Raw genomic sequence first — 23418 nt, forward strand, 5'->3', positions numbered from 1 at the left:
ATAACTTCGTTTTGTCCAGCCGAGAGTACTCAGCTTCGAAAGCCGCAAGTGACGTGAAGCCGCCGGACGTTACAGGCCATAGCTCCGCGCCTCTGAAGGATGGATTTCCCTAAATTGAACAGTTCGGCTTGTGTTTGAGTAAATTTGACTTCTCCCCTATTTTTCACGGAGCATCTTTGTGGTTACGTTGTGTTAGTGTCGCCTGGAAAATTGTCGTTTTATTTTCGCATCTCTTCGCCGAGAGTTCTCTGCTGGACGCAATCAGGCGCAATAGCTGTCGAAAGTCTTTATCAATCTTCTTTGCTCGAAAAGTATCCAAAATCTATTGCGTTGAATTGCGATAACTTAAATTTTAAGAAACTTAAAGACTAAAGCAGAATTTCTTTGTGGTTACTTTGTGTGATTTTGCAACTGTGTCGCGACGGCCTGTAACAGCGGTTTCACGCAATTGCTACTTCTCATGTAAAATGAACCGCCTTTTTCCATAACTTCGTCCTGTCCGGCCGAGAATACTCAGTTCCAAAAGCCGCAACTGACGTGAAGCCGCCGGACGTTGTGCGAAATGCTACTGCCGATTCGAGATTTCGAGAAACCTAACGCAAACATAAATTATGGAAAAAATAAGATACTATAACAATAATACTGGTCCAATCAAAGAGGCAGAAGTTTTAGCTTTTAAAAAAGCAATTCAGCTTTGCGATGAATTAGAAAACATAAATGAAGTGGTCCTTTTAATTCATACGAAAAACAATACTGGATATCTTGAGCGAATATTTGAAACTCGAAATCTAAATCCTTATTTTAAGGGTATTAAACTTAATCCAAACTATCCAATTTTTAAAATCGAAACAGTAAAAACTTTTTCCGATCAATGGCAAAAAAGTATAATTCTAATATCTTTCGGGCTACGTTCAGAAGAAATTTCTAAATACGAAGAATTCGAAAGTGTAAAGGCAATAATTGCCCACCAATGGATTGAACCAGATGTTCAAAATTGGGCAAAAACTTGGGGTGCGATTAATATTGAAACGAATTCTCCATCTGAAAAAATGCCGTTTCCTGATAAAGTTGTTCAGGAAGCTTTGAACGATTTATCTGATTCTATTAATATGGTTACTGGAATTACTCATCCTTCTGACAATGAACAATGCAAAACTTATCTTCGAGCTTTGCACAAATATGGATATGAGTTAAATGCCACTAAGATATTTTCATATTTGACCGCGGCACGCGGATGGGAATCGGACAATGCTAATGATGTGATTAAGTTAATAAACAAGCTTAACTCTGGAGGATATTTTATGGGAGGAGAAAAAACTGGATTGCAAAATTATATTAAAGATTGGAAATCACGAAAATAAGCACTTCGCACAACAGCGGTTTCACGCAATTGCTGCTTTCTTTGTAAAATAAACGAGCTTTTTCCATAACTTCGTTCTGTCCAGCCGAGAGTACTCAGTTCCAAAAGCCGCAACTGACGTGAAGCCGCCGGACGTTGTGCGACATAGTGCCCAAACTGCGTGATAAAAAACAAATAAAATGAAATACTTTTTTCTCATATTTCTTTGTTCGAGCTTTATATGTAAAGCACAAACTTTTGAATTGATAAATCAACTAGAAAAGACAAATCAAGATTGCTTGGATAAAGGAATTGATATGTTGGCTTGTTCAAAAAACCATTACAAAATTCTAGACAGTTTAATGAATTCTGCTTATGAAAACTTAAAGCGGCAAGTCAAAGACAATAACCGTAAAGACTTAGATTACACACAAAAAAGTTGGTTAAAAAAGCGCACTAAGCTTTTTGCTAATGCATATGTTGAAACGAAAAAAGAAGGGTTTGAAGAAGGAACAAAAGATTTTGAAATGACTTATATTGACAAAAAGAGTCAAATTATCATCACATATCTAAGACTAATGGTAAAATCAACTAAGTAACTACGTCGCACAACAGCGTTTTCACGCAATTGCTGCTTCCCTTGTAAAATGAAACACCTTTTTCCATAACTTCGTTCTGTCCAGCCGAGAGTACTCAGTTCCAAATGCCGCAACTGACGTGAAGCCGCCGGACGTTATGCGACAGTTTGTGACGACCGAACTAAAATCAACTTAAATATATGAATTGGCTAATATCTGCAAACTCCTCAATGTTCGATCATGTAAGCGTCTTTGAGCATTTTGGATTTATTGATTGGAAGCAAGGCAATGGGAAATATCAAATAAATGATATTGTATATATTTATTGTACAATTCCAGCCAAAAAGATTCAGTATAAATGCGTTGTCGAAAAAATCAATTTGGCATCTTCAGAAATACAACACAACGAAACATATTGGATTGATAAATCTGAATATCAAAAAGCACTTGAAGGAAAATACATGAAACTCACTTTAATTGAACAAATCTATAGTTCAAAAATGAGTTTGGAGAATTTGATTCTAAATGGTTTGAAAGCAGCGCCCCAAGGTTCAAAAAAACTGTATGGAAATCTTCTTAAATACATTGAAAGTAATTTCAGCGATTCAAATCAAAATGATGTATTTCCAGACATGGTTAACGAAGATTCAAATGCATATGAAGGAATCAAGAAATCTGTTGTCGTCAATAAATACGAACGAAGTTCAATCGCACGAAGTAAATGTATTGAACATCATGGAACTTTATGTAAAGTGTGTAACTTGGACTTTTCAAAAATGTATGGTGATTTAGGAAAAGGTTTTATACATGTTCACCACATTATTCCAATTCACAAAATCGGCAAAGAATATAAAGTAAATTATGTTGAAGACTTGATTCCAGTTTGTCCAAATTGTCATGCAATGCTTCATCGAAAACTAAACGGTAACGAAATCTCAGTCCAGGAATTGAAAAAATTAGTACAAAGATAAACCGTCGCATAACAGCGGTTTCACGCAATTGCTACTTTCCGTGTAAAATGAAACATCTTTTTCCATAACTTCGTCCTGTCCACGCCGAGAGTACTCAGTTCCAAATGCCGCAACTGACGTGAAGCCGCCGGACGTTAGCGGTCATTGCAAAGTGACATCGACCATAAGAAACAGACATAATTAAAATTATAAAAAGTACATGACCAAAAGTAAACTAATAGAAATGAATAACGTTGGTGTAGTTGTAGAAAACCTTGACAATGCAATTACATTTTTCACAGAAATTGGACTTACACTTGAAGGAAGAATGATGGTTGAAGGTGAATGGGCAGGACAAGTAACTGGACTTGGAAATCAATCCGTAGAAGTTGCTATGATGGTAACACCAGACGGACATAGCCGACTTGAACTTTCAAAATTTTTAAGTCCTAAGACCATTTCGGATCATAGGACAGCGCCAGTTAATTCTCTGGGCTATCTCCGAGTTATGTTCAGGGTTGATAACCTTGACGAATTATTAATCCGACTTGAAAAACAAGGGTTTGAAATCGTTGGAGAAGTAGTAAACTATGAAACCATTTATAAACTTTGTTACATTCGTGGAACAGAAGGACTTCTTGTTGGTTTAGCTGAGCAACTTAACAATAAAACTGTGACAGATGTTTTGGAAAACAATGAGTGAGCACAAACAACGAACCGCTAACAGCGGTTTCACGCAATTGCTACTTTCTTTGTAAAATGAACCACCTTTTTCCATAACTTCGTTCTGTCCAGCCGAGAATACTCAGCTTCGAAAGCCGCAACTGACGTGAAGCCGCCGGACGTTATGGGCAATTGTAAACCGAACAAAATGAAAACATCGTTAATAATTACACTTTTTTTCAGTTGCTTTTTAGTAAAAGCACAAAGTGTAACTGTCGGAGGCAGAATTTTTGAAGCAGATAAATCTAGAGCTTGTAATCCAGATCGAATCTTTGTAGTTTCGGTGACACCTGCCAAATTCGATAACTCTAACGGCGAATTAGTGCAGCGATTAAATGCATCAATACCATTCGATAAATCGATTTCTGGTGAAGTAAGATTATTGTTTACAATAAATTGTGAAGCAGAAGCTTATGGCTTTCAAACTATAAAAGGTATTTCTGAGGAGATAGATAATCAGATAATTGAGAGTCTTGAAAAAATGCAAAGTTGGATTGCTGGGATTCAAAACGGAAAACCTATAGACACAATGTATAGTTTGATCCTCTCAATTAAAAAAGGAAAATTCAAGTCTAAGTAGAACAACTGCCCATAACAGCGGTTTCACGCAATTGCTACTTTTCTTGTAAAATGAACCACCTTTTTCCATAACTTCGTTCTGTCCCGCCGAGAGTACTCAGTTTCAAATGCCGCAACTGACGTGAAGCCGCCGGACGTTACATGTGGTCGCTCCGCTCTCCGAATGAAGGCATGTCGTTTGTTGAGAAGTCCGGCTTGTGTTTGAGTAAATTTTACCTCTCTCACTATTTTTCACGGCTCAACTTTGTGGCTACGTTGTGTTAGAGTAGACGGGGAAATTGTCATTCTTGTTTGCGATTCTTGTTGCCGAGAGTTCTCTGCGAGACTTAATCGGGACTTAAGTATTGCGCAAAATGCATGCGTTGAAATCTTAACGTAGAAAACGTGCGTGTAAATTGGAGAATTTAAAAAACGTAATGGAGTGGAGTTTCTCTGTGGTTACTTTGTGTGATTTTGCGAATGTGTCGCGACCCATGTAACAGCGGTTTCACGCAATTGCTACTCACTTTGTAAAATGAACGACCTTTTTCCATAACTTCGTTCTGTCCAGCCGAGACTACTCAGTTCCAAAAGCCGCAACTGACGTGAAGCCACCGGATGTTAGCAGCAATTTTTAAACTAACCGTTATGCGTAATTACATTTTCGTTTTATTATTCGTTATAAATTTCGGATGTAACAAAAAGGAAATAAAAGAAGAAATTACTTTTTCCGGAATTGATAGCTGCTCAACCGAAGATATTAATTTGGCGAAGAGTGATATTGCGAAAGGTAAGCGCATTTACTTTCTTGGTGTACGACAATTCGAATCGATTGAAAATGTCCTTAGCGTGCAGAAGTACTTAAAAACCACAAAAAATATAGATGTTGATTTTTGGACGGCGAGTTGTATTCCTTCAATTGGAAAAGATAAATGTTATGAGCTTTATATGAATTCTGATTTTGAACAAAAAATGGGTAAAGCAATAATTGACACAATAAAAGTAGCATTGACTAGAAAACATCTAAAATATTTTGAGCTACATTAAAACTGCTGCTAACAGCGGTTTCACGCAATTGCTGCTTTCGTTGTAAAATGAACTTCTTTTTTCCATAACTTCGTGTTGTCCACGCCGAGAGTACTCAGTTCCAAAAGCCGCAACTGACGTGAAGCCGCCGGACGTTACAAGCAATGCTAACAAAAATCGCGTAATTGGGATGCAAAAAACCGCAACTTTACTTGATCGAACTAAGGCTTCAACAATTGATATTTTGTTATTGATTTTAGCAGGCGCTTTTACAACTCTTGCACTTAGCTATTTTGAGAATGTCCCAATTGGGGTGAGACAATCAATATTCATAGCATTGGTACTTTACGAACCAGTTTTTATAATTTTTGGAGGTACCGTTGGTGATCGATTAATGAATATTAGAGTGCGTAAAAGCGCAAACGAATCTAAAAATATAAACATTTTACAATCTTTAATTCGCTTTATTTTTAAGCTAACATTCGGTTGGTTTTCGTACATTTCAATATTCAAAAATCCTAGGAAAAGAACCCTTCATGATTTAATCTCAATGACATCAGTAGTAACAATTAAGCACAGCTTGTAACAGCGGTTTCACGCAATTGCTGCTTCCCTTGTAAAATGAACGACCTTTTTCCATAACTTCGTTTTGTCCAGCCGAGAATACTCAGCTTCGAAAGCCGTAACTGACGTGAAGCCGCCGGACGTTATGAGAAATGCTGCCACGGCGCGAAGAGGACGCTCACCTTATCATTCAAATTGGTATCTTTGGGCGTGGAAAAAAATCTTTACATAATTGCTGGTTGCAACGGAGCTGGAAAAACTACTGCTTCCTTTACAATTTTGCCTGAAATCCTGGATTGTAAGGAATTTGTGAACGCAGATGAAATTGCCAAAGGGCTCTCCCCTTTTCAGCCTGAAAAAGTTTCTTTTGAATCGGGCAGAATTATGCTTCGCAGGATTAACGAACTTTTGGAAGCAAATGAAAATTTCGCTTTTGAAACCACTTTAGCAACCAAAAGTTACAGGTCAAAAATCCTTGAAGCCAAAGCCAAAAATTACAATGTCACTTTGCTTTTCTTTTGGCTGCAAAATTCTGAATTGGCAATTGAGCGTGTAAAAACAAGAGTTGCTGAAGGCGGACATAACATCGAAACCGACGTTATTAATCGACGATACCTTGCCGGAATCAAAAATTTGTTCGACATTTATATTTCAATTGTTGATGAAGTTTTGATTTTTGACAATTCAGAAGGAAAACATGATCTGATTGCTGAAAAGATTTTTGATGCAGAAATCAATATTTTGAACGAAAAAAAGTTTGATAAACTTAAAAGCTATTACAAATGAAAACTCATAAGCGAACAACAAACCAAGCGAAAATTGTAGCAGGAATGGACAAAGTCTATGAAAAACTTATTGAGTTCAAAAAGAGAATGAATAGTGACCTTGTTATTTTAAAAGATAATAAAATCACGCGGGTTAAACCTTAGCACTTCTCATAACAGCGGTTTCACGCAATTGCTCATCCCGTTGTAAAATGAACCGCCTTTTCCCTAACTTCGTTCTGTACAGCCAAGAGTACTCAGTTCGAAATGCCGCAACTGACGTGAAGCCGCCGGACGTTAGCAGAGATTATACCAAACATACGTAAATGAAACTTAGAATATTATTTTTTTTGTTCATAATTATTATTGCTGGCTGTGGAAGAAAGACGATAGAAAAAAAAGATCTCTGTCAATTTGAATTACAACGTGTAAAAAAATATAACTATAAAATTTATAGGATATGCATTAACTCTGATTTTGCTTTTACAGAAGAAATTTTTAAAACATTAATTTTCAAAAATGGAGAAAAATTTGATGCAAATGGCGGATATGAGTTGAATGGCAATATCGGAGAATGGATATCTGAAGATACATTGACTATATATCGATTTGATAATAAATTTGAACAACCACAAGATACAATCGCTAAGATAAGTTTTGAAAAATATGGTAATTTAAACTTTAAAATATTTAATTATGGAGCAATTAATTCCAGTAGCTTAAATGAATATACCTTCGAGTCTTTCGAATTGAGAAATAATAAACTACATCTTCACGGCATAAAGAGAATTGCAGGTCCGGAAATGGATACTAACATATTCTTAAACTTGGGAAATTTGAAAATTCAAACCAAATCTGACACAATAACAAAATTGTCTTATGATAGAATTGAAACTTCAATGGATTTTACATATCATAATCCTGACGGTTCATTTACGGATAATCTTCCAGAAATTAAAATTCTGACGACAGATTTTTATCCCAAAAAGAAGACAAAATTATCATCAAAAAATAATTTAGATAGAATTTTTATAGATATCAAATAATCTCTGCTAACAGCGGTTTCAAGCAATTCCTCCTACCCGTGTAAAATGAACCACCTTCTTCCATAACTTCGTTTTCCAGCTGACTCCCTACGCTTAGGGGCAGCTTCGAAAGCAGAAATAATTTACCTTAGCTAAAAAAACCATGAAAAAGATCCTGATCCTACTGTTGATTGCGTTATATCCAAAAATAAATTATGCCCAAACTGATAATATCGCAGAGAAAATCCAGGGACAATGGATTTTTGAAAAAACCAGGTCAGTGGAACAATTGCCTGACGCTACTTCCGGGAATCGTGAAACGGTGCCAGACGGGAAGATAACGGTATATTTCAAAGCTGACAACACCGGGAATTTTAATTTCCCCGATAAGGACTCTGAAAAATTCACCTGAGCCATCAATCGGAACCGCATTATAATCACTTATTCCGGTGAGAATCCCTTATGCAAACCCTTCAATAGTGATTTTAAGGCCATCATCCGGGACAGGAAAGGCAGTCAGAAAATGGAGCTTATAAAAAGCAGCTTAACGATTTCACTTACACGTTAAGATGCTATTGATGCAAACCCAGATTATTTACGTGGTACAGGATATTGCCTCCTGATATTGCGAATCAGTTCTTCAAGCCCATTCAGTTTCAGCTCATATACCAATTGCATTTGCTGTCCCAACTCCCCTTTCGGAAAACCTTTTTGTTGGTACCAAACGACATAATATTCAGGCAGATCAATCAGGAATCGTCCTTCGTATTTTCCGAACGGCATTTTGGCATGCGCCAGCTTGATGAGTTGTTGCTGATTTTGATCCACTGCAGAATGAAACTGACTACCGTTTATTTCCAGTGAAAAGTCACTTCCTTTTCAATATCCGGATGAAGGCTCAGGAAAACAGGGCAAGTCATAGCCGCGCGCTCTAAAATAACCTTGCTCTTATCTGTAGTACTGACAGACATATTCAGCACTACAACTATTTTTGAAATCTTCCTGGGCTCCGGCTGCATGATTTTTGTCACTTCAACGGTCGATCCGGCCAGATCCAGTTCCAAATCTTTGGATTTGATGGCCATTATCGATACCATGCAGCTTCCCAAAGCGTTGGCCACCATATCAGTTGGCGAAAAAGCTTCGCCTTTTCCATGATTGTCTGTAGGGGCATCCGTGATAATTTCGCTGCCTGATTGCAGGTGAATCGAAGAAGTACGCAAATCGCCGAGGTAAGTTACTTTTGATGTCATTGTCGTTTAATTTGCTTCTTTAACAGATAAATCGGTATCGTAGTAAAGGATGTAAAAACCTTTGTTCATGTAAGTTCCTGAGGGCAATTTCTCATAATCGAAACGGTTTTCAACCTGCTCACTTGAAGTGGTTTCTACCGTTTCCATAAACGGTTTTTCCTGCGAAAGCCTGAGCATCGCATCAAAAACCACATCGAAACCTCGTGTAGCGTACTGATTCGGGAATATTTTGTTTTTATCTTTATAATCCTTTTCGAAAACCACCGCTTCAGCACTGTCATTGTCTTTTGTCAAGGAAGGATAAAGCAAATGAAGTTGTGCTAATTTTGCCAATGGCACTTCCTCGAAATCAAACGTATCATTTTTCTCAAGGATGACCAGTTGCAGCTGATAATCCGCCATCATCGGAATCAGTACATTCAGCGTATTGAGTATCAAACCTGTTTTTTCGGAATCAAGTATCACGTAATTCATTTTGCCTTTTACAAAATCCTTTGCGAGAATCTCCGCTGTGAACAATCCTTTTTCATTGAGGCTGACCAGTTTCACATCTTTATGGTTCTGGGCAAAAAACTGTTTCGCTGACAATCTTTTCGGATCCACAATCGCCATGATGTTCGCATTTTTTGTCCGCAGGAAATCCAGCATTTCATTTTTTATCAGTTCTGAAGAAGGCATCGATTGCATGAGGTTTGGGAACTCCCTGCTGGTTTCCTTTGATAAAGGCGAAATCACAGCAACGCCTTTCTTCTGTAGCAATTCAGCCGCTTTTTCAACATTTGCCTGGTAAAATGGCCCGATGACCACATCAGCATCGGCAATATTATTCTGGGAAATCAATGTCGCTACTGAAGACGAATTTTTAGTTTCCTGTGAGTCATAAATTTTGATGTCGATATTCAGGTTTAGCGCTTTCGCAGAATCCACTGCCATCAAGGCACCCGAATAAAAGTCAAGCGTCATGTTCAGGAATTTGTCTTTTTTAAGGCGCGCCGAAGTCGAATTAACCGTATCGCCCTCAATTTTTGAAATGTTGAAAGGAAGCAGTAGCACCAATTGCTTCTTATGGTCCGTGTTCAGCGTTTTTGAAAGTCCGGAAACCGACTTGGTCACTGTTTCATTCACTTTAACCGAAGTTGGGTATTTGATTGTCATTCCTTCCTTTACGCCCTCTTTGAGTTCAGGATTCAATTTGATAAGTTCCTCCTGCGCCATCCCGAATTTCCTGCCAAGGCTATATAAAGTCTCCTTAGGCTTTACCTGGTAATCAACAAATTCCGGCTTCTTAATTTCCGGTTTGATGCTGACGCTCCTGTCTTCTTCAACAGCCACTTCCTGAACGGTATTATTGGTATCAGCATATACTTTCAACCTGAAACCAATTTGCAGGCTGTTTTTAATTTCAGGATTATCAATGTCGAGTTGTGCGACTGTAGTGTTGTATTGCCTGGCAATGGAATATTTGGTTTCACCAGCAACGACAGTATGGTAAACAGGCTCACGCTTCTTATCTGATTTTTTGTCTTTCTTTGTTTCTTTCAAAACAACTTTCACGTCGGATTTCGTAGGGATGTTGATGATCTGCCCTACCTTGAGGCTGTCTTTAGTAAGTCCGGGATTGGCTTTCAGGATTTCCTCCTCTGAAACACCATAAGTTCTTGACAAACCGTAAAGCGTTTCTTTGGCAGCCACCGTATGTGTTTTAACTGTAGTGATACTGGTGACTGCAGTTTTCGAATGGGTTTTCGGCCCACCCGGAATCAACAATACCATATCAGGCTTAAGGCCGTTCTGCGAATCGGGGTTTAACCGGTAGATTTCAGCTGGGGTGATTTTATATTTTTCAGCGATCTGCGTGACCGTTTCACCTTTGGCTACTTTATGCTTAATGATTTTATCCTGCGCAAATGCAGCACACGAAACCATAAAATAAGCCGCTAAAATTACCAATAATTGTCTCATTCTTTTTGTTTTAAGATTACATCCGACAGCATTATTCCCACTCGATCGTTGCCGGTGGTTTAGAACTGATGTCATATACTACGCGGTTTACGCCTTTTACTTTATTGATGATGTCATTAGAGACTTTCATCAGGAAGTCGTATGGCAGGTGTACCCAGTCTGCGGTCATTCCATCAGTCGATTCTACTGCGCGGAGTGCCACTACTTTTTCATAAGTACGTTCATCACCCATCACGCCTACGCTATTCACAGGAAGCAAAATCGCGCCTGCCTGCCAGACTTTATCATACAATCCCCAGGATTTCAATCCGTCGATGAAAACGGCGTCAACGTCCTGTAATATACGGACTTTTTCCGGAGTGATATCACCTAAAATCCTTATTGATAAACCAGGCCCCGGAAACGGGTGGCGTCCTAATAATGCTGCGTCAATTCCCAATGTTGCCCCTACCCTTCGTACCTCATCCTTGAAAAGCATGCGGAGCGGCTCGACTATCTTCAATTTCATATAATCTGGCAATCCGCCTACGTTATGGTGTGATTTGATGGTTGCAGATGGTCCTTTTACCGAAACAGATTCAATCACATCAGGGTAAATTGTACCCTGTGCAAGCCACTTTACATCTTCAATCTGGTGTGCCTCATCGTCAAAAACCTCTATGAACACACGCCCGATGGCTTTCCTTTTCAATTCAGGTTCTTCAATTCCTGCCAATGCGTCGAGGAAACGCTTTGAAGCGTCGACCCCTTTTACATTAAGGCCCATGTCTTTATATTGGTCCAGTACGCTTTCAAATTCATTTTTACGAAGCAAACCATTATTGACGAAAATACAATACAGGTTTTTACCAATGGCCTTATGGAGCAATACTGCCGCAACGGTAGAATCGACACCGCCTGAAAGTCCCAGTACGACTTTATCATCGCCTACTTTCTGTTTCAGTTCGGCGACAATTTCTTCCACGAAAGCATTCGGCGTGAAATTCTGAGGCACGTGTGCAATGTTTACAAGGAAATTTTCGAGCATCGTTTTACCGTCTGTCGAATGGTATACTTCAGGGTGGAACTGGATGGCATAGGTCGTTTCGCCTTCAATCCTGTATGCGGCATTTTCTACGTCATGGGTGCTGGCCAGCCTGATCCCATTTGTGGGGAGTTTTTTAATCGTATCGCTGTGGCTCATCCACACCTGGGAATTTTCGCTTACGCCTTTAAAAAAAGCATCATCGGATTTGATAAAACTCAGATTCGCACGACCGTATTCACGCGTGTCCGACGGCGCTACTTCGCCTCCGCAGAAATGGGAAAGGTATTGCGCACCGTAACAAACGGCCAACAACGGCATTTTTCCGCGAATCTGTGACAAGTCAGGATGTGGCGCGTCTTCAGCACGGACCGAAAACGGGCTGCCTGAAAGGATTACGGCTTTATAGGTTGATAAATCTGAAGGAAAATGGTTGTAAGGGAAAATTTCGCAGAAGATATTTAACTCGCGAACCCTTCTCGCAATTAGTTGTGTGTATTGCGATCCGAAATCTAAAATGAGTACGTTGTGTTGCATGTGCAAAAGTAACCTTATATTCGGAAACAGGAAAACGTATTTTATTTTTTACGGAAAAAGTTATTCACGCCTTCAATCCCAATTAAAGCGATTGATACATCCCGCCAATAAAGCGATTATACAGCATGTTATAGCTTCAGTAATTTTTCTATTTTCACGTAACCTATGTGCAATTCATCTGTAGCTGTGGCATCAGTTTCCGTCAGTTTAAGCGAATATTGCGTTCTGAAAACTTCCGGCAGCATATCTTCTACCTTATAAATATCATCTACATCAATCCCGAATTTATCATCAATATGGGATTCGGCCCCCTTAAAACCAAAATGTTTGTAAAACGCCGTTTGCTTTGATTTTTTTGAGGCTTCCGCCAAAGTTCCCGCAACCGCCAATACTTTATAATGGTATTCTTCAAATTCATTTTCGCGATAACCGCCAAGGTTGATGAAGAAAAGATTTTTCTCATCTTTTGTTTGCTGCTTTTGAACAACTGTAATGGCATATCCGTCAGTATAACGCACTTCACGCCACGCGTCAATATGGATTTTCCCCAACGCCTCAGGCCAGAAATCCTTCATGTGCGGCACGAGTTCCTTTAAAGAATCCCCGATCCCGAAAAAAATATCATGCTGTTCCGTAAACCTTCCCGGCGGCGTGGCACCGAGCATCACCATAAATAATTTCATTGATCTGCTTTTCACAAAAATAAGCGATTCATTTCATTAAATTATTCTTAAAACTTTTCTTTGAGGAAACTTTTTGGAATACATTTAACCAAAATTATCAATCTTAATTCAAGAAACTATGAAACGATTATTCTTAATGCTGACTGTCATTGCAACAGCGGCAATGTTCCACGGATGTCAGGGTGATGACGGCGCTCCCGGTCCTGAGGGTCCTGCGGGTCCGAACAGCCTCGTATTTGAAATCCTGCAGCAGGATTTTGTAAACAGCGCTGACGGCTATAGGATTTATGGCACTTTTGCAAATGAAATCGGCGGCAACCTTTTTGACGCTGAAACGATATTGATTTATCGCCTTTCAGGCACTATTGATGCCCAAACGCCAATCTGGCAATTGATTCCGCGTACCATTTACCTCGACACTGGCGAGGAAGTTGATTATGACTACGATTTCAGTCTTGAAGATTTTGCCATTTACTGCAGGGGAACAAACCTCAGCGCATCACCGGAATTCTTAAATGACCAAACCTTCAGGGTGGTGATAATTCCCGGTACTTTCACAAACCGCAACGCCGCAAAAACTGTAGATTACAATGATTATAACGCTGTAATCAAGGCATATGGAATTGATGACAGCCATGTCGGGGTGGTTAAGCCGCAAAGAAAATCTTAAATTAAAAGAGGCCTCCATCGGGCCTCTTTTTTTTTTAATTCACCAGCTTATAAGTTTTGCTTTTTTTACGGGTGTAAGTATTGTCCTCATTTCCGAAATATTTATAGCTCATCAATCGCGCCATCAGGTAACTCACCGTGGATTCGGCACCCTGGTTTAAGTTCACATTTTTCTCTTCCAGCCCGTCAAAGCAGCCACCCGTACAAGGATTGTAAATCACCTGTTCTAAATGGTTGTTGCCAAGGAACCAGTTGAAAGCCATCTCCATTTTCTTCAGATATTCAGGTTCCTTAAATATATCATGGAATTTACGCAGCGTGATAATCGTATAAGCTACATCAATCGGTTGTTCACCAAACGCATTGTTCTCGCTGCCCTTTTGCTGCCAGGTTTTATTGCATATCACTTTTATGGCTGAATCGGTAAATGTTTTCGAAATCAGGAAGTCGAATGATTCTTTTGCAATATCACGATAATCGCGGTTGCCCGTCAATGTGTAGGCACAAAGCAAGGCTTCCGGCAAAACGCTGTTGGCATAGGTCAGGTAGCTTTCAAACCACTTCCAGTCTGCAGATGATTCATGCCTGTACATTTGCACAAGGCGGTTTGCAAACAATTCCGTTAAATCGATTGAACGCGTACTGTCGATACTCCTGTTGTAATAATACAATCCCTTTATGATAAAAGCCATGGCGCGTGGCGAATGGATTTCAGGAACATGACGGAAGGTGCGTTCGATAATTTCTTCTGCTTTAGCGACAATATCATCGGGAAGGATGTTGGCAAGCGAAACCACATAGCCCAAAGCCCAGATTGCACGACCTGTTGAGTCTTCAAGATTCACCTCGCTGTTCTGCGCTGTAAAATTATTATTGTAATCGACATAGTTGATAAAATGCTCACCGCTCCTCTCGCAATAGGCAATAAAATCAAGGTAAATCCTGATGTATTTCAAATCGTCCTCATCGTGCGTCATTTTGTAATGCTGGCACATCGCAATCATGGCGCGGGCGTTGTCATCGATCGTATAGCCTGAATTGATGTCCGGCGTATTGATTTTACTGAATTGGAGAATCCCGAAATCAGTGGTCATTTTTTTAATGTGGTCGAGGTTGAAATCCGGATTGCGATAATGCAGTTCCAGTTTATTGTCTGATATCTTCTGCAGGAATTTCGCATGTGCCACAGCCGAATTTTCCCAGGCTGTCCCGGTAATCTTATGCAAACCGTTTAATATGATTTCCTGGCGCAGCCTGACGTCGAACAGCAGTCTGTTTACCGCTTCTGTAAGTTGTTCCGAATTTCCGAAGTCGAACAAGATGCCGCTTCCTTCAGAGAGTACTTCTTTCGCATGCGGAATCGGTGTTGAAATCACCGGACAGCCACAGCTCAGCGCATACGAAAAAGTTCCGCTCACAGCCTGGTTCGGGTCATTGGACGTAAAGATATAAATATCGGTGAGTTGTAAATACTCGAGCAATTCATTTAAAGGCAGGTATTTATTGATGAATTTCACATGTTTGTGCAGATTAAGATCCGTAATCTTCTGCTGCAGCATTTCCCGGTACACTTCGCCTTCGCGTAATGCTACGGTAGGGTGTGTTTTACCGATGATGAGGAATAAAACTTCAGGTGAAGTCTTGACAATATTTGGCAAAGCTTCTAACGTCGTTTCGATATTTTTCCCCGAACTCAACAACCCGAAAGTGGAAAGGATTTTTTTGCCCTGCAAACCATATTTTTCCTTGAGTATTTTTTTATCAAGGTGCGGTACCAGGTGTGTTCCGTGCGGGATAATGGAGATTTTCGCTTCATCGACAACATAGTCCCTGCGCAGGATTTCCGAAGCGCCGTTCGTCATCACGATGATTCCGTCCACGGTGTCAAGGATGTGCTGCACATTTTTCTTGAAAACTTCATCAGGCCTTGGCAAAACCGTATGGAATACAGTGACCAAAGGCTTGTTCAGTTTTGAAATGAAGGCGTTGAAGTGTTCCACGCTATGCGCAAAAAAACCAAATTCATGCTGCAGCAACACAATTTTGATATTATCATCCGCATTGATTTTTTCAGCCAGATCCTGATACGATTGCTGCTCTGAAGTATTCAGGATGTATTTTACGTCTTCTCCGTAAGAATGCTGTTCATCATTGGTTTCCAAAGCACAAATCTGGATATTGAAAGAATACACGAATTGCTGTTTCAATGCCTTAATCAAATCCTCCGAATAGGTTGCAATACCGCACTGCCTCGGCGGAAATGAAGTAATGAAGAGCACTTCAGGAATTTTCTCCGGTTCGGAGTTATCTTTGTTTTCAAATGAAAAATCTTTGGGCATAAACGACAGGAAGTTTGTGCTTCCAATTTTGCTGTTGTGGCTGTTGCGGGTTTCCATAGCTGTTTGTTTTAGTTTTTTGTAGTTTCAGCGGATTTTTTATTGGCAAGCAATTCCGAAAGCAACTCCGAAAGGCTTACTGAAGCGCAGCCAATCCTTTCATCGGCAGCACCATAATAGATGTATAATGTATCGTCAATCAATGCTGTTCCGGTCGGGAAAACAACATTGTTGATATAGCCTTTAAGTTCCCATTCTTCTTCCGGCTCGAACAGCGCATAAGGCAGCCTTGCAATTTCCTTTCCGGGATTTTCGAGATCGAGCAAGGCCGCGCAGGCAGTATACATATAACCTGTAATCACGTCATGTACGCCGTGGTATATGATGAGCCAGCCGTGTTCGGTTTCAATCGGCGGACAACCGTTCCCGATGTAGCTGAGCTCGTGGTTGTATTTCGGGTCAAGGACAATATGATCTTCTAAATTAGTGAGGTAATCCTGCCAGAAATCGGCATCAAGTTCTTCAATTTCCTTGATCTTCGCGATTTGTATGCCGGGTTTGATACGGTGCAGGAAAAATAACTTGCCGTGCACTTTCCTTGGGAAGAAAATCACATTTTTATCCCAGATGTAATTGTCTCCCATATTGAGCCTGAAATATTTAACATTCAGGTCATCACTGTGGGTAAGCCATTCACGGAAGGTATCACCCTCAACGCGCGGCACTACAATGCCTTTTTTGTCAAATTTAAACCTGTCTTCAGATGTGGCCACGGCGCCGAAAGCATTAATGCCGTCATAGGCACAGTAAGAGAGGTAATAAGTCCCCTCTATATTTACAATCCTTGGGTCTTCCACGCCATGCTTCTCATAATCAAACTCAGAAACCACAATCGGTTTATCGTAGCGTTCCACAACGGTCAAAGGATCTTTCGCATCAAACCTGCAATAGCCGATGGTAGACCGGTTCCCTTTTGCGACAGCGCGGTATAGCATATGGATTTGTCCGTCTTCGTAAATCACTGCTGGATTGAGCACCCCTTCGATTTCAAAATCCAAATCCCTTTTTTCAAGTACGATTCCGTGTTTTGTAACTGCTACCATAATCTTTAAAATTTCAGTTTTGTAAAAATATTTATTCGTTTTCTGAATTTCTTACGACATAATTTTAAAAGCTTATAGAATTCAAAACAGCAATAAAAAAGCCTCCGTTTCCGAAGGCTTCTATAATAGATAATGAATGAGTATTTTCTAACTCGGACTCACTTTTCCAATCCAATCTGCGGCACGGTCTCTTGCCACATTGGTAAACTCCTCACCGCGGTCTGCGGCGTGCTTGATTTCCTTTTGGGCTTTGCGCTGCAGGCTGTGGAGTTTGCTTTTGAAACTATCCGCAAGATTATCGGTTTTGTCAATTAGCTTCTGTTTTTTAGACTTGTTCTTTTTGGCTAATAAAAGCCCGGCAATGGCTAGGACTGCAACTCCCGCAGCAACTCCTAAAATTACTTTTTTATTGTACATGGTTATTGATTTGAATTAATAATGACATAAATTTAGCCAACACGATTTTAAACACAAAGCCGTTTAAAGAGGTTTAACGAAAGTTTATGAGGTTACTGTCTTTAAGCAAAAACTATGATTGAAATTCTATAAGATCCATATTTTTTATACTAATTTTATGCACGCTGAAACACTGAATCCTGTTAATATGTAGCTGATGGCAAAGAATGCAAAAAAACGTTCAGGAACTTTAAAGATTCCAAATTCGATCCTGTTGGCAGGTAAATTTTTGTCGTTCATTTCATTAAAGTTTGCGATGCGTTTTGCCGCACGGCTTTTCACTACCCCGATTCGCCACCGCCTTCCGAAACGCGAAATACAGATGGATGCCCAAAGCAGGCAACAGCGGATTGCCATTCCAAAAATCAGCAGGGAAATCAATATCTATGAATACGGCGAAGGCGATAAGAAAATCCTGCTCGTACATGGCTGGTCCGGCCGCGGTACGCAATTGGTGAAAATTGCCGATGCGCTGCTCGCTGAAGGTTACTCCATTATCAGTTTCGATGCTCCGGCACACGGAAAATCTTCAGGAAAAACCACCTTAATGCCCGAATTCATAGAAAGTATTCTTGAAATTGAAAAAATCCATGGTCCGTTTGAAGCGGCTGTCGGGCACTCGCTTGGCGGTATGTCTTTGCTTAATGCGATGCGTAAAGGCTTTTATGTGAAAAAACTTGTGACCATCGGCAGTGGCGACATCATCAAGGACATAATGGATGATTTTATCAGGGCACTTCGGTTGCAACCTGAGATCAGTGAGATGATGCGGATTTTTTTCGAACGCCGCGAAGGGGAAACTATGGAAAGTTATTCTTCGTATATTGCAGCAGGAAAAATTGACATTCCTGTCCTGGTGATTCATGATAATGATGACGCTGACGTTCCTGTCAAATGTGGGATTCATATCCATAAACACCTGAAAAACGGATCGCTGAAGATTACGAAAGGACTCGGTCACAGGAAAATCCTTGGCGATAAGGAAGTCATTAACGATATTGCAGAATTTATTCAACATTAAATTAAAGTCTTTATGAAAAAGTATCTTTTTTTATGCGTCGGCCTTTTCGGGATGGCTGCCATGAATGCCCAGGAAAAAACCACTGATGTTGCTGCGGCCACCGTCAAAACTGATGCCGAGTGGAAAAAACAGCTTACTCCTGAACAATATGAAGTCCTTCGTAACAAAGGGACAGAAAAAGCCTTTACCGGAAAATATGTAACCACTACAGATAAAGGGACATATGTATGCGCTGCGTGCAGCAATCCGTTGTTTGACTCGGAATCAAAATTCAAGTCCGATGCCGGCTGGCCAACTTTCGACAGGCCAATTAAGGATGCCGTTACATTCGTAGCCGATGACAGTACCGGAACAATTCGTACTGAAGTGGTATGTTCCCGTTGCGATGGGCATCTTGGCCATGTTACAAAAGATGCCAGTGCAGGTACTTCAGGAGCCCGTTATACTGTAAGTTCTGTGGCTTTGAAATTCGTTGCAGCTAAATAATCGCGATCACTATGAAATATCCTGTTGAAAAACCGGAATCCGAATGGAAAGCACAGCTGGGGCCTGAGCGCTATAAGATACTGCGTGAAAAAGGCACCGAATTTCCGCACAGCGGACAATACAACCTGCATTTTGAAAACGGGACTTATTGTTGTGGCGCGTGCGGAGAACCGCTTTTTGAAAGCAATGCCAAATTCGACGCGCACTGCGGCTGGCCTTCGTTTGATGAATCCATTCCGGGGAAAGTAGAATATGTCAATGATCGTTCGCTTGGGATGATGCGAACTGAAATTATCTGTGCCAATTGCGGAAGCCATCTCGGGCATGTTTTTGATGACGGCCCGACAGAAACCGGCCAACGTTATTGCGTGAATTCGCTTTCGATAGATTTCACCAAAAATAACCCATAAAAAAAGCCAGCGTAATTGCTGGCTTTTCGGTTTACTTATATCTTATTTTGAAGGTTTCAGTACATAACTGACGCTGACATTCGCCATAATCTCGATCTCTCCCGTGGCAAGGGTTTGATTTCCGCCATCGGCCATTTCCATTTTTGCCATGGCCATTTGGTTGTACATCGGTCTTGGGTAATCAACCTGTGAGTTGTCAATTACTGTAAAAGCTTCGCCCAGGCTCTGTCCTAACGCCATTACATAATCCTGAGCCTTGTCGCGGGCACTTTTAATAGCAGCTTTTCTGGCTTCAGATTTATACATTTCCAATTTGGAAGTCTTAAACTCAATTCCTGAAATATTATTTACGCCCATATCTACAAGGCCTTCCATCAAGGCATCGTATCTTGAAAGATCCTTCAGTAAGATATTGATGGTTTGCGTTGCCTGATAATTGTGTTTCTTTTTCTCATAATCGTAATTGTCGTAAAGGCTTACCCGCTGTGTCTGGTAATCTTCTTTTGCGATGTTCATCTTTTGGATGAATTTTAATACGCCGTCGACTTTGGCATCATTTTCCTTTTTCACTTCCGCAGATTTTACACCGGTCGAAACCACAGAGACTGAAATACTCGCCTGATCTGGCATTACCTTGATTTTCCCTTCGCCATTGACCGTCAGTAGCGGGATTTGGCGTTCCTGTGCCTGCGCAAATGTGGCAAACAGCATGGCAAATAATAAAAGCGTCTTTTTCATAGTAATTAATTTAAGGTTTATTTATAAAGATTCATGTAATTAAATTTTGCCCATTTTAGCCATTGCAAACAATATAACCAACGGTATCGCAAGATATAATATTATCAATGGCCGCTCTGAAAATAACAACGGATTACCCGCCAGCGTTATTAAAAATCCTCCCGCAGCACCGCCAAAGTGCGCCGTATGACCGATATTATCCTTTTTGGCTTTCATGCCATAAATGGAAAACAGCAGGTAAATCAACCCAAAAAGATAAGCCGGAATGAAATTTATCCGCATCATCGGCTCAAATAATATCGCGGAATACATCACGCCCGTTACCGCGCCTGAGGCCCCAACGGCCCTGTAACTGTAATCGTCTTTATGAAAGAACACTGTGAGCAGGCTCCCGCAAATCAGGCTGACAAAATACACCAGAAGGAATCCAAAGGTACCATTATAAGCAAATACAATCGGCGCAAAAAGGTATAAGGTAAGCATATTCAAACCCAGGTGCATAAAATCGACATGCAGGAAAGCTGAAGAAAACAAACGGTATTGTTGCCCTGCCCGGATGCTCCCGATGTGGAATTCATATTTTCGAAAGAAGGCCATATCTTCAAAAGCCTTAAAACTCATCATAGCGTTGGCAGCCATCAGGACATACAAATAAGTCAGATTCATTAAGCAGGGTTTGATTACAAAATTAAGAAAATGAATGTTAAGGCTTTGTAAAATAAAATAAATACAAAGATTAAAAGTATATTTGCATAAAAAATTGCCATGCAGCTTTTAGCTTATGTATTGACATACCCATTCTTATGGTGTATTTCAATGTTACCTTTTCGCGCATTATATATATTTTCCGACATCATCTGTTTTTTCGTTTACCGTGTTTTTGGGTACAGGAAACAGACTGTCCGTAAAAATCTTGCTATTGCCCTACCCCATTTGTCCGAGCAGCAAAGAAGGGATGTGGAGCGGAAATTTTTCACGCACATGTGCGATATGTTCCTCGAAATGATTAAAACGATGAACATCACAGACAAGCAAATCAAGGAAAGGTTCGTTTTCACCAATGAGGAAGTCATCCATGAATATGAGCGCAAAGGAAAAAGCGTCGCTTTATTGTGCGCCCATTACGCCAGTTGGGAATGGCTTGTTGTTATGGCAAAATACACGACTTTCAGGAGTATTGCCATTTACAAAAAAATCGGCAACAAATATTTTGACAGCCTGGTGCGCAGGATCCGTTCAAGGCTTAATGCAGAATTGGTCGAGTCTAAAAAATCCATTGAGCTGATCCAATATAATAACCAACAAGGCATCAAGGCTTTTTACGGATTCGCCAGCGACCAGTCGCCACAACTTTCGAAAGCAAAGTACTGGGACCAGTTCATGGGGCTTGAAGTACCGGTACACACAGGCGCTGAAATGCTTGCCAAAAAATTGGATCTGAATGTGCTTTTCTGTAAAGTAGAAAAAGTAAAAAGAGGCTATTACAAGGCGACTTTAATGCCTTTGGTCGATAATCCGAAAGTCGTTCCTGATTATGAAATCACGAGCATTTACCTGCGCGAAGTAGAGAAACAAATCCTTGAGGCCCCTGAATATTATTTCTGGACGCACAACCGCTGGAAACATTCAGGAAAGAAGAAAGCTACTGATAAAACCATCGGTGTACCATCTCTTTAATGGCAGGCCTGGCATCTTTGTGCGAAAACTCATTCGTATTGGCATCGTATTGATAGTCTGAAGCCCATTTCTTGTGGTTTTCTGCTAATGACAATACGCTTTGGCAAACAAACGCGATTTCCGCATTCGTCGTCGTCGGATGGATTGACATCCTGACCCATCCCGGCTTTTCTATCAGATCACCCGAATCGATTTTGCACGTCAGCGCATGCGACATTTCCTGTCCTACATTGAGCAAATAATGCCCGTAAGTCCCGGCACAACTGCATCCGCCGCGGGTCTGGATACCAAAACGGTCATTGAGTATCTTCACCGCAAGGTTGAAATGCAGGTCTTCTATATAAAATGAAATCACGCCAAGCCTGTCGTGGTGTTGCCCGGCCAGGATTTTAATGTTATCTGCTTTTGCCAGTTCTGAAAAAACATAATCGACGATTTCGTGCTCTCGTTTAAGAATATTTTCCACCCCCATTTCTTCCTTAAGCCTCACCGCTAGTGCCGTCCTGATGGCCTGCAGGAAACCGGGTGTACCGCCATCCTCTCGGTCTTCAATATTGTCAACATACTTGTGCTCTCCCCAGGGATTGGTCCAGCTTACGGTACCTCCGCCAGGATTATCCGGAATCATATTATGGTAAAGCTTTTTATTAAAAACCAAAACGCCGGTTGTCCCGGGACCTCCCAAAAATTTATGCGGAGAGAAAAATATCGCATCAAGGTAAGCTTCAGGATCTTCAGGATGCATGTCGATTTTCACGTAAGGACCTGAGCAGGCAAAATCCACGAAACAAAGCCCGTTTTCGCGGTGCATCAGTTTCGCGACTTCATGGTAAGGTGTCTTGATGCCCGTAACGTTCGAGCACGAAGTCACAGAAGCGATTTTCAGCGAACGCTCCTTATATCTACCAAGCAGGTTTTTAAAATTATCAAGGCAGAAAAGGCCTTTTTCACAGGCTGGCACCACGACAACTTCGGCAATAGTCTCGAGCCATGATGTCTGGTTCGAATGGTGCTCCATATGCGAAATGAACACTACCGGCCTGTCGTTTTTGGGGATATCGGAAGTGTAGGGTTTCAGGCTTTCCGGGACTTTTAATCCCAAGATACGCTGAAATTTATTCACAACGCCGGTCATTCCCGTGCCGTCATTGATCAGTACATCATCCGGCCCGGCATTTACGTGCTTTTTGATTATTTTCCTGGCTTCATGATAGGCCAACGTCATCGCGGTGCCTGAAACGGTGGTTTCGGTATGGGTGTTGGCTACGAATGGCCCGAAATCAGACATCATTTGTTCTTCGATCGGGCGGTAAAGCCTTCCGCTGGCGGTCCAGTCGGTGTAAATGATCTTTTTTCTGCCGAAAGGCGACTCGAATTCCTGGTCAATACCAATGATATTGTTGCGGAACTTTTGAAAATAACGTTCTAAACTCGTATCGATGCTTTTTTCTGCAGAAATCATTTCAGGAAAATTTAGGCTGTAAATATATGGCTTTTTGAGGATTTGGCGAAAAAGCACGCTGTTATTGGCTATAA

The 23418-nt window shown here is 40.7% G+C and carries 26 protein-coding genes; 15 read left to right on the forward strand and 11 right to left on the reverse strand.

The genetic code is table 11. The features are described 5' to 3' along the window. Positions 1-611: 611 nt before the first annotated feature. From HYN49_RS13705 to HYN49_RS13750, 10 genes are all read left to right on the forward strand, one after another. Complete coding sequence (locus HYN49_RS13705; protein WP_108904646.1) at positions 612-1361, forward strand: hypothetical protein; 750 nt, start codon at positions 612-614, stop codon at positions 1359-1361. A 178-nt stretch (positions 1362-1539) separates the two neighbouring features. Further along, a complete protein-coding gene (locus HYN49_RS13710) occupies positions 1540-1938 on the forward strand; it encodes a lysozyme inhibitor LprI family protein (protein ID WP_108904647.1) in 399 nt (132 codons plus the stop codon). Between the two features lie 179 nt (positions 1939-2117). Continuing rightward, positions 2118-2888 (forward strand): HNH endonuclease, encoded by a 771-nt coding sequence (locus HYN49_RS13715; protein WP_108904648.1) that lies wholly within the window; start codon positions 2118-2120, stop codon positions 2886-2888. Between the two features lie 199 nt (positions 2889-3087). Next, a complete protein-coding gene (locus tag HYN49_RS13720; RefSeq protein WP_108904649.1) occupies positions 3088-3570 on the forward strand; it encodes a VOC family protein in 483 nt (160 codons plus the stop codon). Positions 3571-3738: 168 nt separating this feature from the next. Further along, entirely contained in the window at positions 3739-4170 is a 432-nt protein-coding gene (locus HYN49_RS13725) for a hypothetical protein (RefSeq protein WP_108904619.1), read from the forward strand. A 626-nt stretch (positions 4171-4796) separates the two neighbouring features. After that, positions 4797-5195 carry a hypothetical protein gene (locus HYN49_RS13730; protein ID WP_108904650.1) on the forward strand — a complete coding sequence of 133 codons (399 nt, stop codon included), beginning with the start codon at positions 4797-4799 and terminating at the stop codon, positions 5193-5195. Positions 5196-5364: 169 nt separating this feature from the next. Further along, complete coding sequence (locus HYN49_RS13735; RefSeq protein ID WP_108904651.1) at positions 5365-5760, forward strand: RDD family protein; 396 nt, start codon at positions 5365-5367, stop codon at positions 5758-5760. A 188-nt stretch (positions 5761-5948) separates the two neighbouring features. Further along, positions 5949-6524, forward strand: coding sequence for a zeta toxin family protein (locus HYN49_RS13740; RefSeq protein WP_108904652.1), 576 nt, complete (start codon positions 5949-5951; stop codon positions 6522-6524). Positions 6525-6828: 304 nt separating this feature from the next. Continuing rightward, on the forward strand, positions 6829-7548 hold the full coding sequence (locus tag HYN49_RS13745) for a hypothetical protein (RefSeq protein WP_108904653.1): 720 nt from the start codon (positions 6829-6831) through the stop codon (positions 7546-7548). 142 nt (positions 7549-7690) lie between these two features. Next, a complete protein-coding gene (locus HYN49_RS13750; RefSeq protein WP_108904654.1) occupies positions 7691-7939 on the forward strand; it encodes a hypothetical protein in 249 nt (82 codons plus the stop codon). A gap of 179 nt (positions 7940-8118) precedes the next feature. On the opposite strand, the gene HYN49_RS13755 is transcribed toward HYN49_RS13750, so the two are convergent. The 5 genes from HYN49_RS13755 to HYN49_RS13775 all read right to left on the reverse strand — a co-directional run bounded on the left by HYN49_RS13755 (position 8119) and on the right by HYN49_RS13775 (position 12986). Then, a complete protein-coding gene (locus tag HYN49_RS13755; protein ID WP_108904655.1) occupies positions 8119-8355 on the reverse strand; it encodes a DUF3820 family protein in 237 nt (78 codons plus the stop codon). 23 nt (positions 8356-8378) lie between these two features. Next, positions 8379-8780 carry an OsmC family protein gene (locus HYN49_RS13760; protein ID WP_108904656.1) on the reverse strand — a complete coding sequence of 134 codons (402 nt, stop codon included), beginning with the start codon at positions 8778-8780 and terminating at the stop codon, positions 8379-8381. Positions 8781-8786: 6 nt separating this feature from the next. Then, positions 8787-10742, reverse strand: coding sequence for a PBP1 and LysM peptidoglycan-binding domain-containing protein (locus HYN49_RS13765; protein ID WP_108904657.1), 1956 nt, complete (start codon positions 10740-10742; stop codon positions 8787-8789). A 31-nt stretch (positions 10743-10773) separates the two neighbouring features. Continuing rightward, positions 10774-12303, reverse strand: coding sequence for a glutamine-hydrolyzing GMP synthase (gene guaA, locus HYN49_RS13770; RefSeq protein ID WP_108904658.1), 1530 nt, complete (start codon positions 12301-12303; stop codon positions 10774-10776). 128 nt (positions 12304-12431) lie between these two features. Beyond that, a complete protein-coding gene (locus HYN49_RS13775; RefSeq protein WP_219928752.1) occupies positions 12432-12986 on the reverse strand; it encodes a DUF1543 domain-containing protein in 555 nt (184 codons plus the stop codon). A 118-nt stretch (positions 12987-13104) separates the two neighbouring features. Between HYN49_RS13775 and HYN49_RS13780 the strand changes: the two genes are divergently transcribed. Next, complete coding sequence (locus HYN49_RS13780; protein WP_146185118.1) at positions 13105-13656, forward strand: hypothetical protein; 552 nt, start codon at positions 13105-13107, stop codon at positions 13654-13656. A 34-nt stretch (positions 13657-13690) separates the two neighbouring features. Here HYN49_RS13780 and HYN49_RS13785 read toward each other — a convergent pair whose 3' ends face one another. From HYN49_RS13785 to HYN49_RS13795, 3 genes are all read right to left on the reverse strand, one after another. Next, complete coding sequence (locus tag HYN49_RS13785; RefSeq protein ID WP_245892201.1) at positions 13691-16051, reverse strand: glycosyltransferase; 2361 nt, start codon at positions 16049-16051, stop codon at positions 13691-13693. Between the two features lie 11 nt (positions 16052-16062). Continuing rightward, on the reverse strand, positions 16063-17094 hold the full coding sequence (locus HYN49_RS13790; protein ID WP_108904660.1) for a glycoside hydrolase family 130 protein: 1032 nt from the start codon (positions 17092-17094) through the stop codon (positions 16063-16065). 147 nt (positions 17095-17241) lie between these two features. Continuing rightward, a complete protein-coding gene (locus tag HYN49_RS13795; protein WP_108904661.1) occupies positions 17242-17511 on the reverse strand; it encodes a hypothetical protein in 270 nt (89 codons plus the stop codon). 196 nt (positions 17512-17707) lie between these two features. Here HYN49_RS13795 and HYN49_RS13800 point away from each other — a divergent pair, with 196 nt between their 5' ends. From HYN49_RS13800 to msrB (HYN49_RS13810), 3 genes are read left to right on the forward strand one after another with little or no spacing between them, the layout of a single operon-like run. Then, a complete protein-coding gene (locus HYN49_RS13800) occupies positions 17708-18571 on the forward strand; it encodes an alpha/beta fold hydrolase (protein ID WP_108904662.1) in 864 nt (287 codons plus the stop codon). A gap of 12 nt (positions 18572-18583) precedes the next feature. Beyond that, a complete protein-coding gene (gene msrB, locus HYN49_RS13805) occupies positions 18584-19057 on the forward strand; it encodes a peptide-methionine (R)-S-oxide reductase MsrB (protein WP_108904663.1) in 474 nt (157 codons plus the stop codon). 11 nt (positions 19058-19068) lie between these two features. Continuing rightward, on the forward strand, positions 19069-19467 hold the full coding sequence (msrB, locus tag HYN49_RS13810) for a peptide-methionine (R)-S-oxide reductase MsrB (protein WP_108904664.1): 399 nt from the start codon (positions 19069-19071) through the stop codon (positions 19465-19467). A gap of 42 nt (positions 19468-19509) precedes the next feature. Here msrB (HYN49_RS13810) and HYN49_RS13815 read toward each other — a convergent pair whose 3' ends face one another. Together HYN49_RS13815 and HYN49_RS13820 are read right to left on the reverse strand one after the other, a co-directional pair. Beyond that, positions 19510-20205 (reverse strand): SIMPL domain-containing protein, encoded by a 696-nt coding sequence (locus HYN49_RS13815; protein WP_108904665.1) that lies wholly within the window; start codon positions 20203-20205, stop codon positions 19510-19512. Positions 20206-20244: 39 nt separating this feature from the next. Beyond that, positions 20245-20871 (reverse strand): rhomboid family intramembrane serine protease, encoded by a 627-nt coding sequence (locus HYN49_RS13820; protein ID WP_108904666.1) that lies wholly within the window; start codon positions 20869-20871, stop codon positions 20245-20247. A 99-nt stretch (positions 20872-20970) separates the two neighbouring features. Between HYN49_RS13820 and HYN49_RS13825 the strand changes: the two genes are divergently transcribed. Beyond that, on the forward strand, positions 20971-21882 hold the full coding sequence (locus tag HYN49_RS13825) for a lysophospholipid acyltransferase family protein (protein ID WP_108904667.1): 912 nt from the start codon (positions 20971-20973) through the stop codon (positions 21880-21882). Here HYN49_RS13825 and HYN49_RS13830 read toward each other — a convergent pair. Continuing rightward, positions 21848-23344, reverse strand: coding sequence for an aminotransferase class V-fold PLP-dependent enzyme (locus HYN49_RS13830; protein ID WP_108904668.1), 1497 nt, complete (start codon positions 23342-23344; stop codon positions 21848-21850). The genes HYN49_RS13825 and HYN49_RS13830 overlap by 35 nt on opposite strands. Between the last annotated feature and the right edge of the window lie 74 nt (positions 23345-23418).

This window comes from Flavobacterium pallidum (genome assembly GCF_003097535.1).
GTDB classification, from domain to species: Bacteria; Bacteroidota; Bacteroidia; order Flavobacteriales; family Flavobacteriaceae; genus Flavobacterium; species Flavobacterium pallidum.

Excerpts from the sequence above, each read along its gene's own strand:
- HYN49_RS13705 (WP_108904646.1), top strand. The coding sequence starts at position 612 with ATGGAAAAAATAAGATACTATAACAATAATACTGGTCCAATCAAAGAG.
- HYN49_RS13710 (WP_108904647.1), top strand. The coding sequence starts at position 1,540 with ATGAAATACTTTTTTCTCATATTTCTTTGTTCGAGCTTTATATGTAAA.
- HYN49_RS13715 (WP_108904648.1), top strand. The coding sequence starts at position 2,118 with ATGAATTGGCTAATATCTGCAAACTCCTCAATGTTCGATCATGTAAGC.
- HYN49_RS13720 (WP_108904649.1), top strand. The coding sequence starts at position 3,088 with ATGACCAAAAGTAAACTAATAGAAATGAATAACGTTGGTGTAGTTGTA.
- HYN49_RS13725 (WP_108904619.1), top strand. The coding sequence starts at position 3,739 with ATGAAAACATCGTTAATAATTACACTTTTTTTCAGTTGCTTTTTAGTA.
- HYN49_RS13730 (WP_108904650.1), top strand. The coding sequence starts at position 4,797 with ATGCGTAATTACATTTTCGTTTTATTATTCGTTATAAATTTCGGATGT.
- HYN49_RS13735 (WP_108904651.1), top strand. The coding sequence starts at position 5,365 with ATGCAAAAAACCGCAACTTTACTTGATCGAACTAAGGCTTCAACAATT.
- HYN49_RS13745 (WP_108904653.1), top strand. The coding sequence starts at position 6,829 with ATGAAACTTAGAATATTATTTTTTTTGTTCATAATTATTATTGCTGGC.
- HYN49_RS13750 (WP_108904654.1), top strand. The coding sequence starts at position 7,691 with ATGAAAAAGATCCTGATCCTACTGTTGATTGCGTTATATCCAAAAATA.
- HYN49_RS13760 (WP_108904656.1), bottom strand. The coding sequence starts at position 8,780 with ATGACATCAAAAGTAACTTACCTCGGCGATTTGCGTACTTCTTCGATT.
- HYN49_RS13765 (WP_108904657.1), bottom strand. The coding sequence starts at position 10,742 with ATGAGACAATTATTGGTAATTTTAGCGGCTTATTTTATGGTTTCGTGT.
- guaA (WP_108904658.1), bottom strand. The coding sequence starts at position 12,303 with ATGCAACACAACGTACTCATTTTAGATTTCGGATCGCAATACACACAA.
- HYN49_RS13775 (WP_219928752.1), bottom strand. The coding sequence starts at position 12,986 with ATGAAATTATTTATGGTGATGCTCGGTGCCACGCCGCCGGGAAGGTTT.
- HYN49_RS13780 (WP_146185118.1), top strand. The coding sequence starts at position 13,105 with ATGAAACGATTATTCTTAATGCTGACTGTCATTGCAACAGCGGCAATG.
- HYN49_RS13785 (WP_245892201.1), bottom strand. The coding sequence starts at position 16,051 with ATGGAAACCCGCAACAGCCACAACAGCAAAATTGGAAGCACAAACTTC.
- HYN49_RS13790 (WP_108904660.1), bottom strand. The coding sequence starts at position 17,094 with ATGGTAGCAGTTACAAAACACGGAATCGTACTTGAAAAAAGGGATTTG.
- HYN49_RS13795 (WP_108904661.1), bottom strand. The coding sequence starts at position 17,511 with ATGTACAATAAAAAAGTAATTTTAGGAGTTGCTGCGGGAGTTGCAGTC.
- HYN49_RS13800 (WP_108904662.1), top strand. The coding sequence starts at position 17,708 with ATGGCAAAGAATGCAAAAAAACGTTCAGGAACTTTAAAGATTCCAAAT.
- msrB (WP_108904663.1), top strand. The coding sequence starts at position 18,584 with ATGAAAAAGTATCTTTTTTTATGCGTCGGCCTTTTCGGGATGGCTGCC.
- msrB (WP_108904664.1), top strand. The coding sequence starts at position 19,069 with ATGAAATATCCTGTTGAAAAACCGGAATCCGAATGGAAAGCACAGCTG.
- HYN49_RS13815 (WP_108904665.1), bottom strand. The coding sequence starts at position 20,205 with ATGAAAAAGACGCTTTTATTATTTGCCATGCTGTTTGCCACATTTGCG.
- HYN49_RS13820 (WP_108904666.1), bottom strand. The coding sequence starts at position 20,871 with ATGAATCTGACTTATTTGTATGTCCTGATGGCTGCCAACGCTATGATG.
- HYN49_RS13825 (WP_108904667.1), top strand. The coding sequence starts at position 20,971 with ATGCAGCTTTTAGCTTATGTATTGACATACCCATTCTTATGGTGTATT.
- HYN49_RS13830 (WP_108904668.1), bottom strand. The coding sequence starts at position 23,344 with ATGATTTCTGCAGAAAAAAGCATCGATACGAGTTTAGAACGTTATTTT.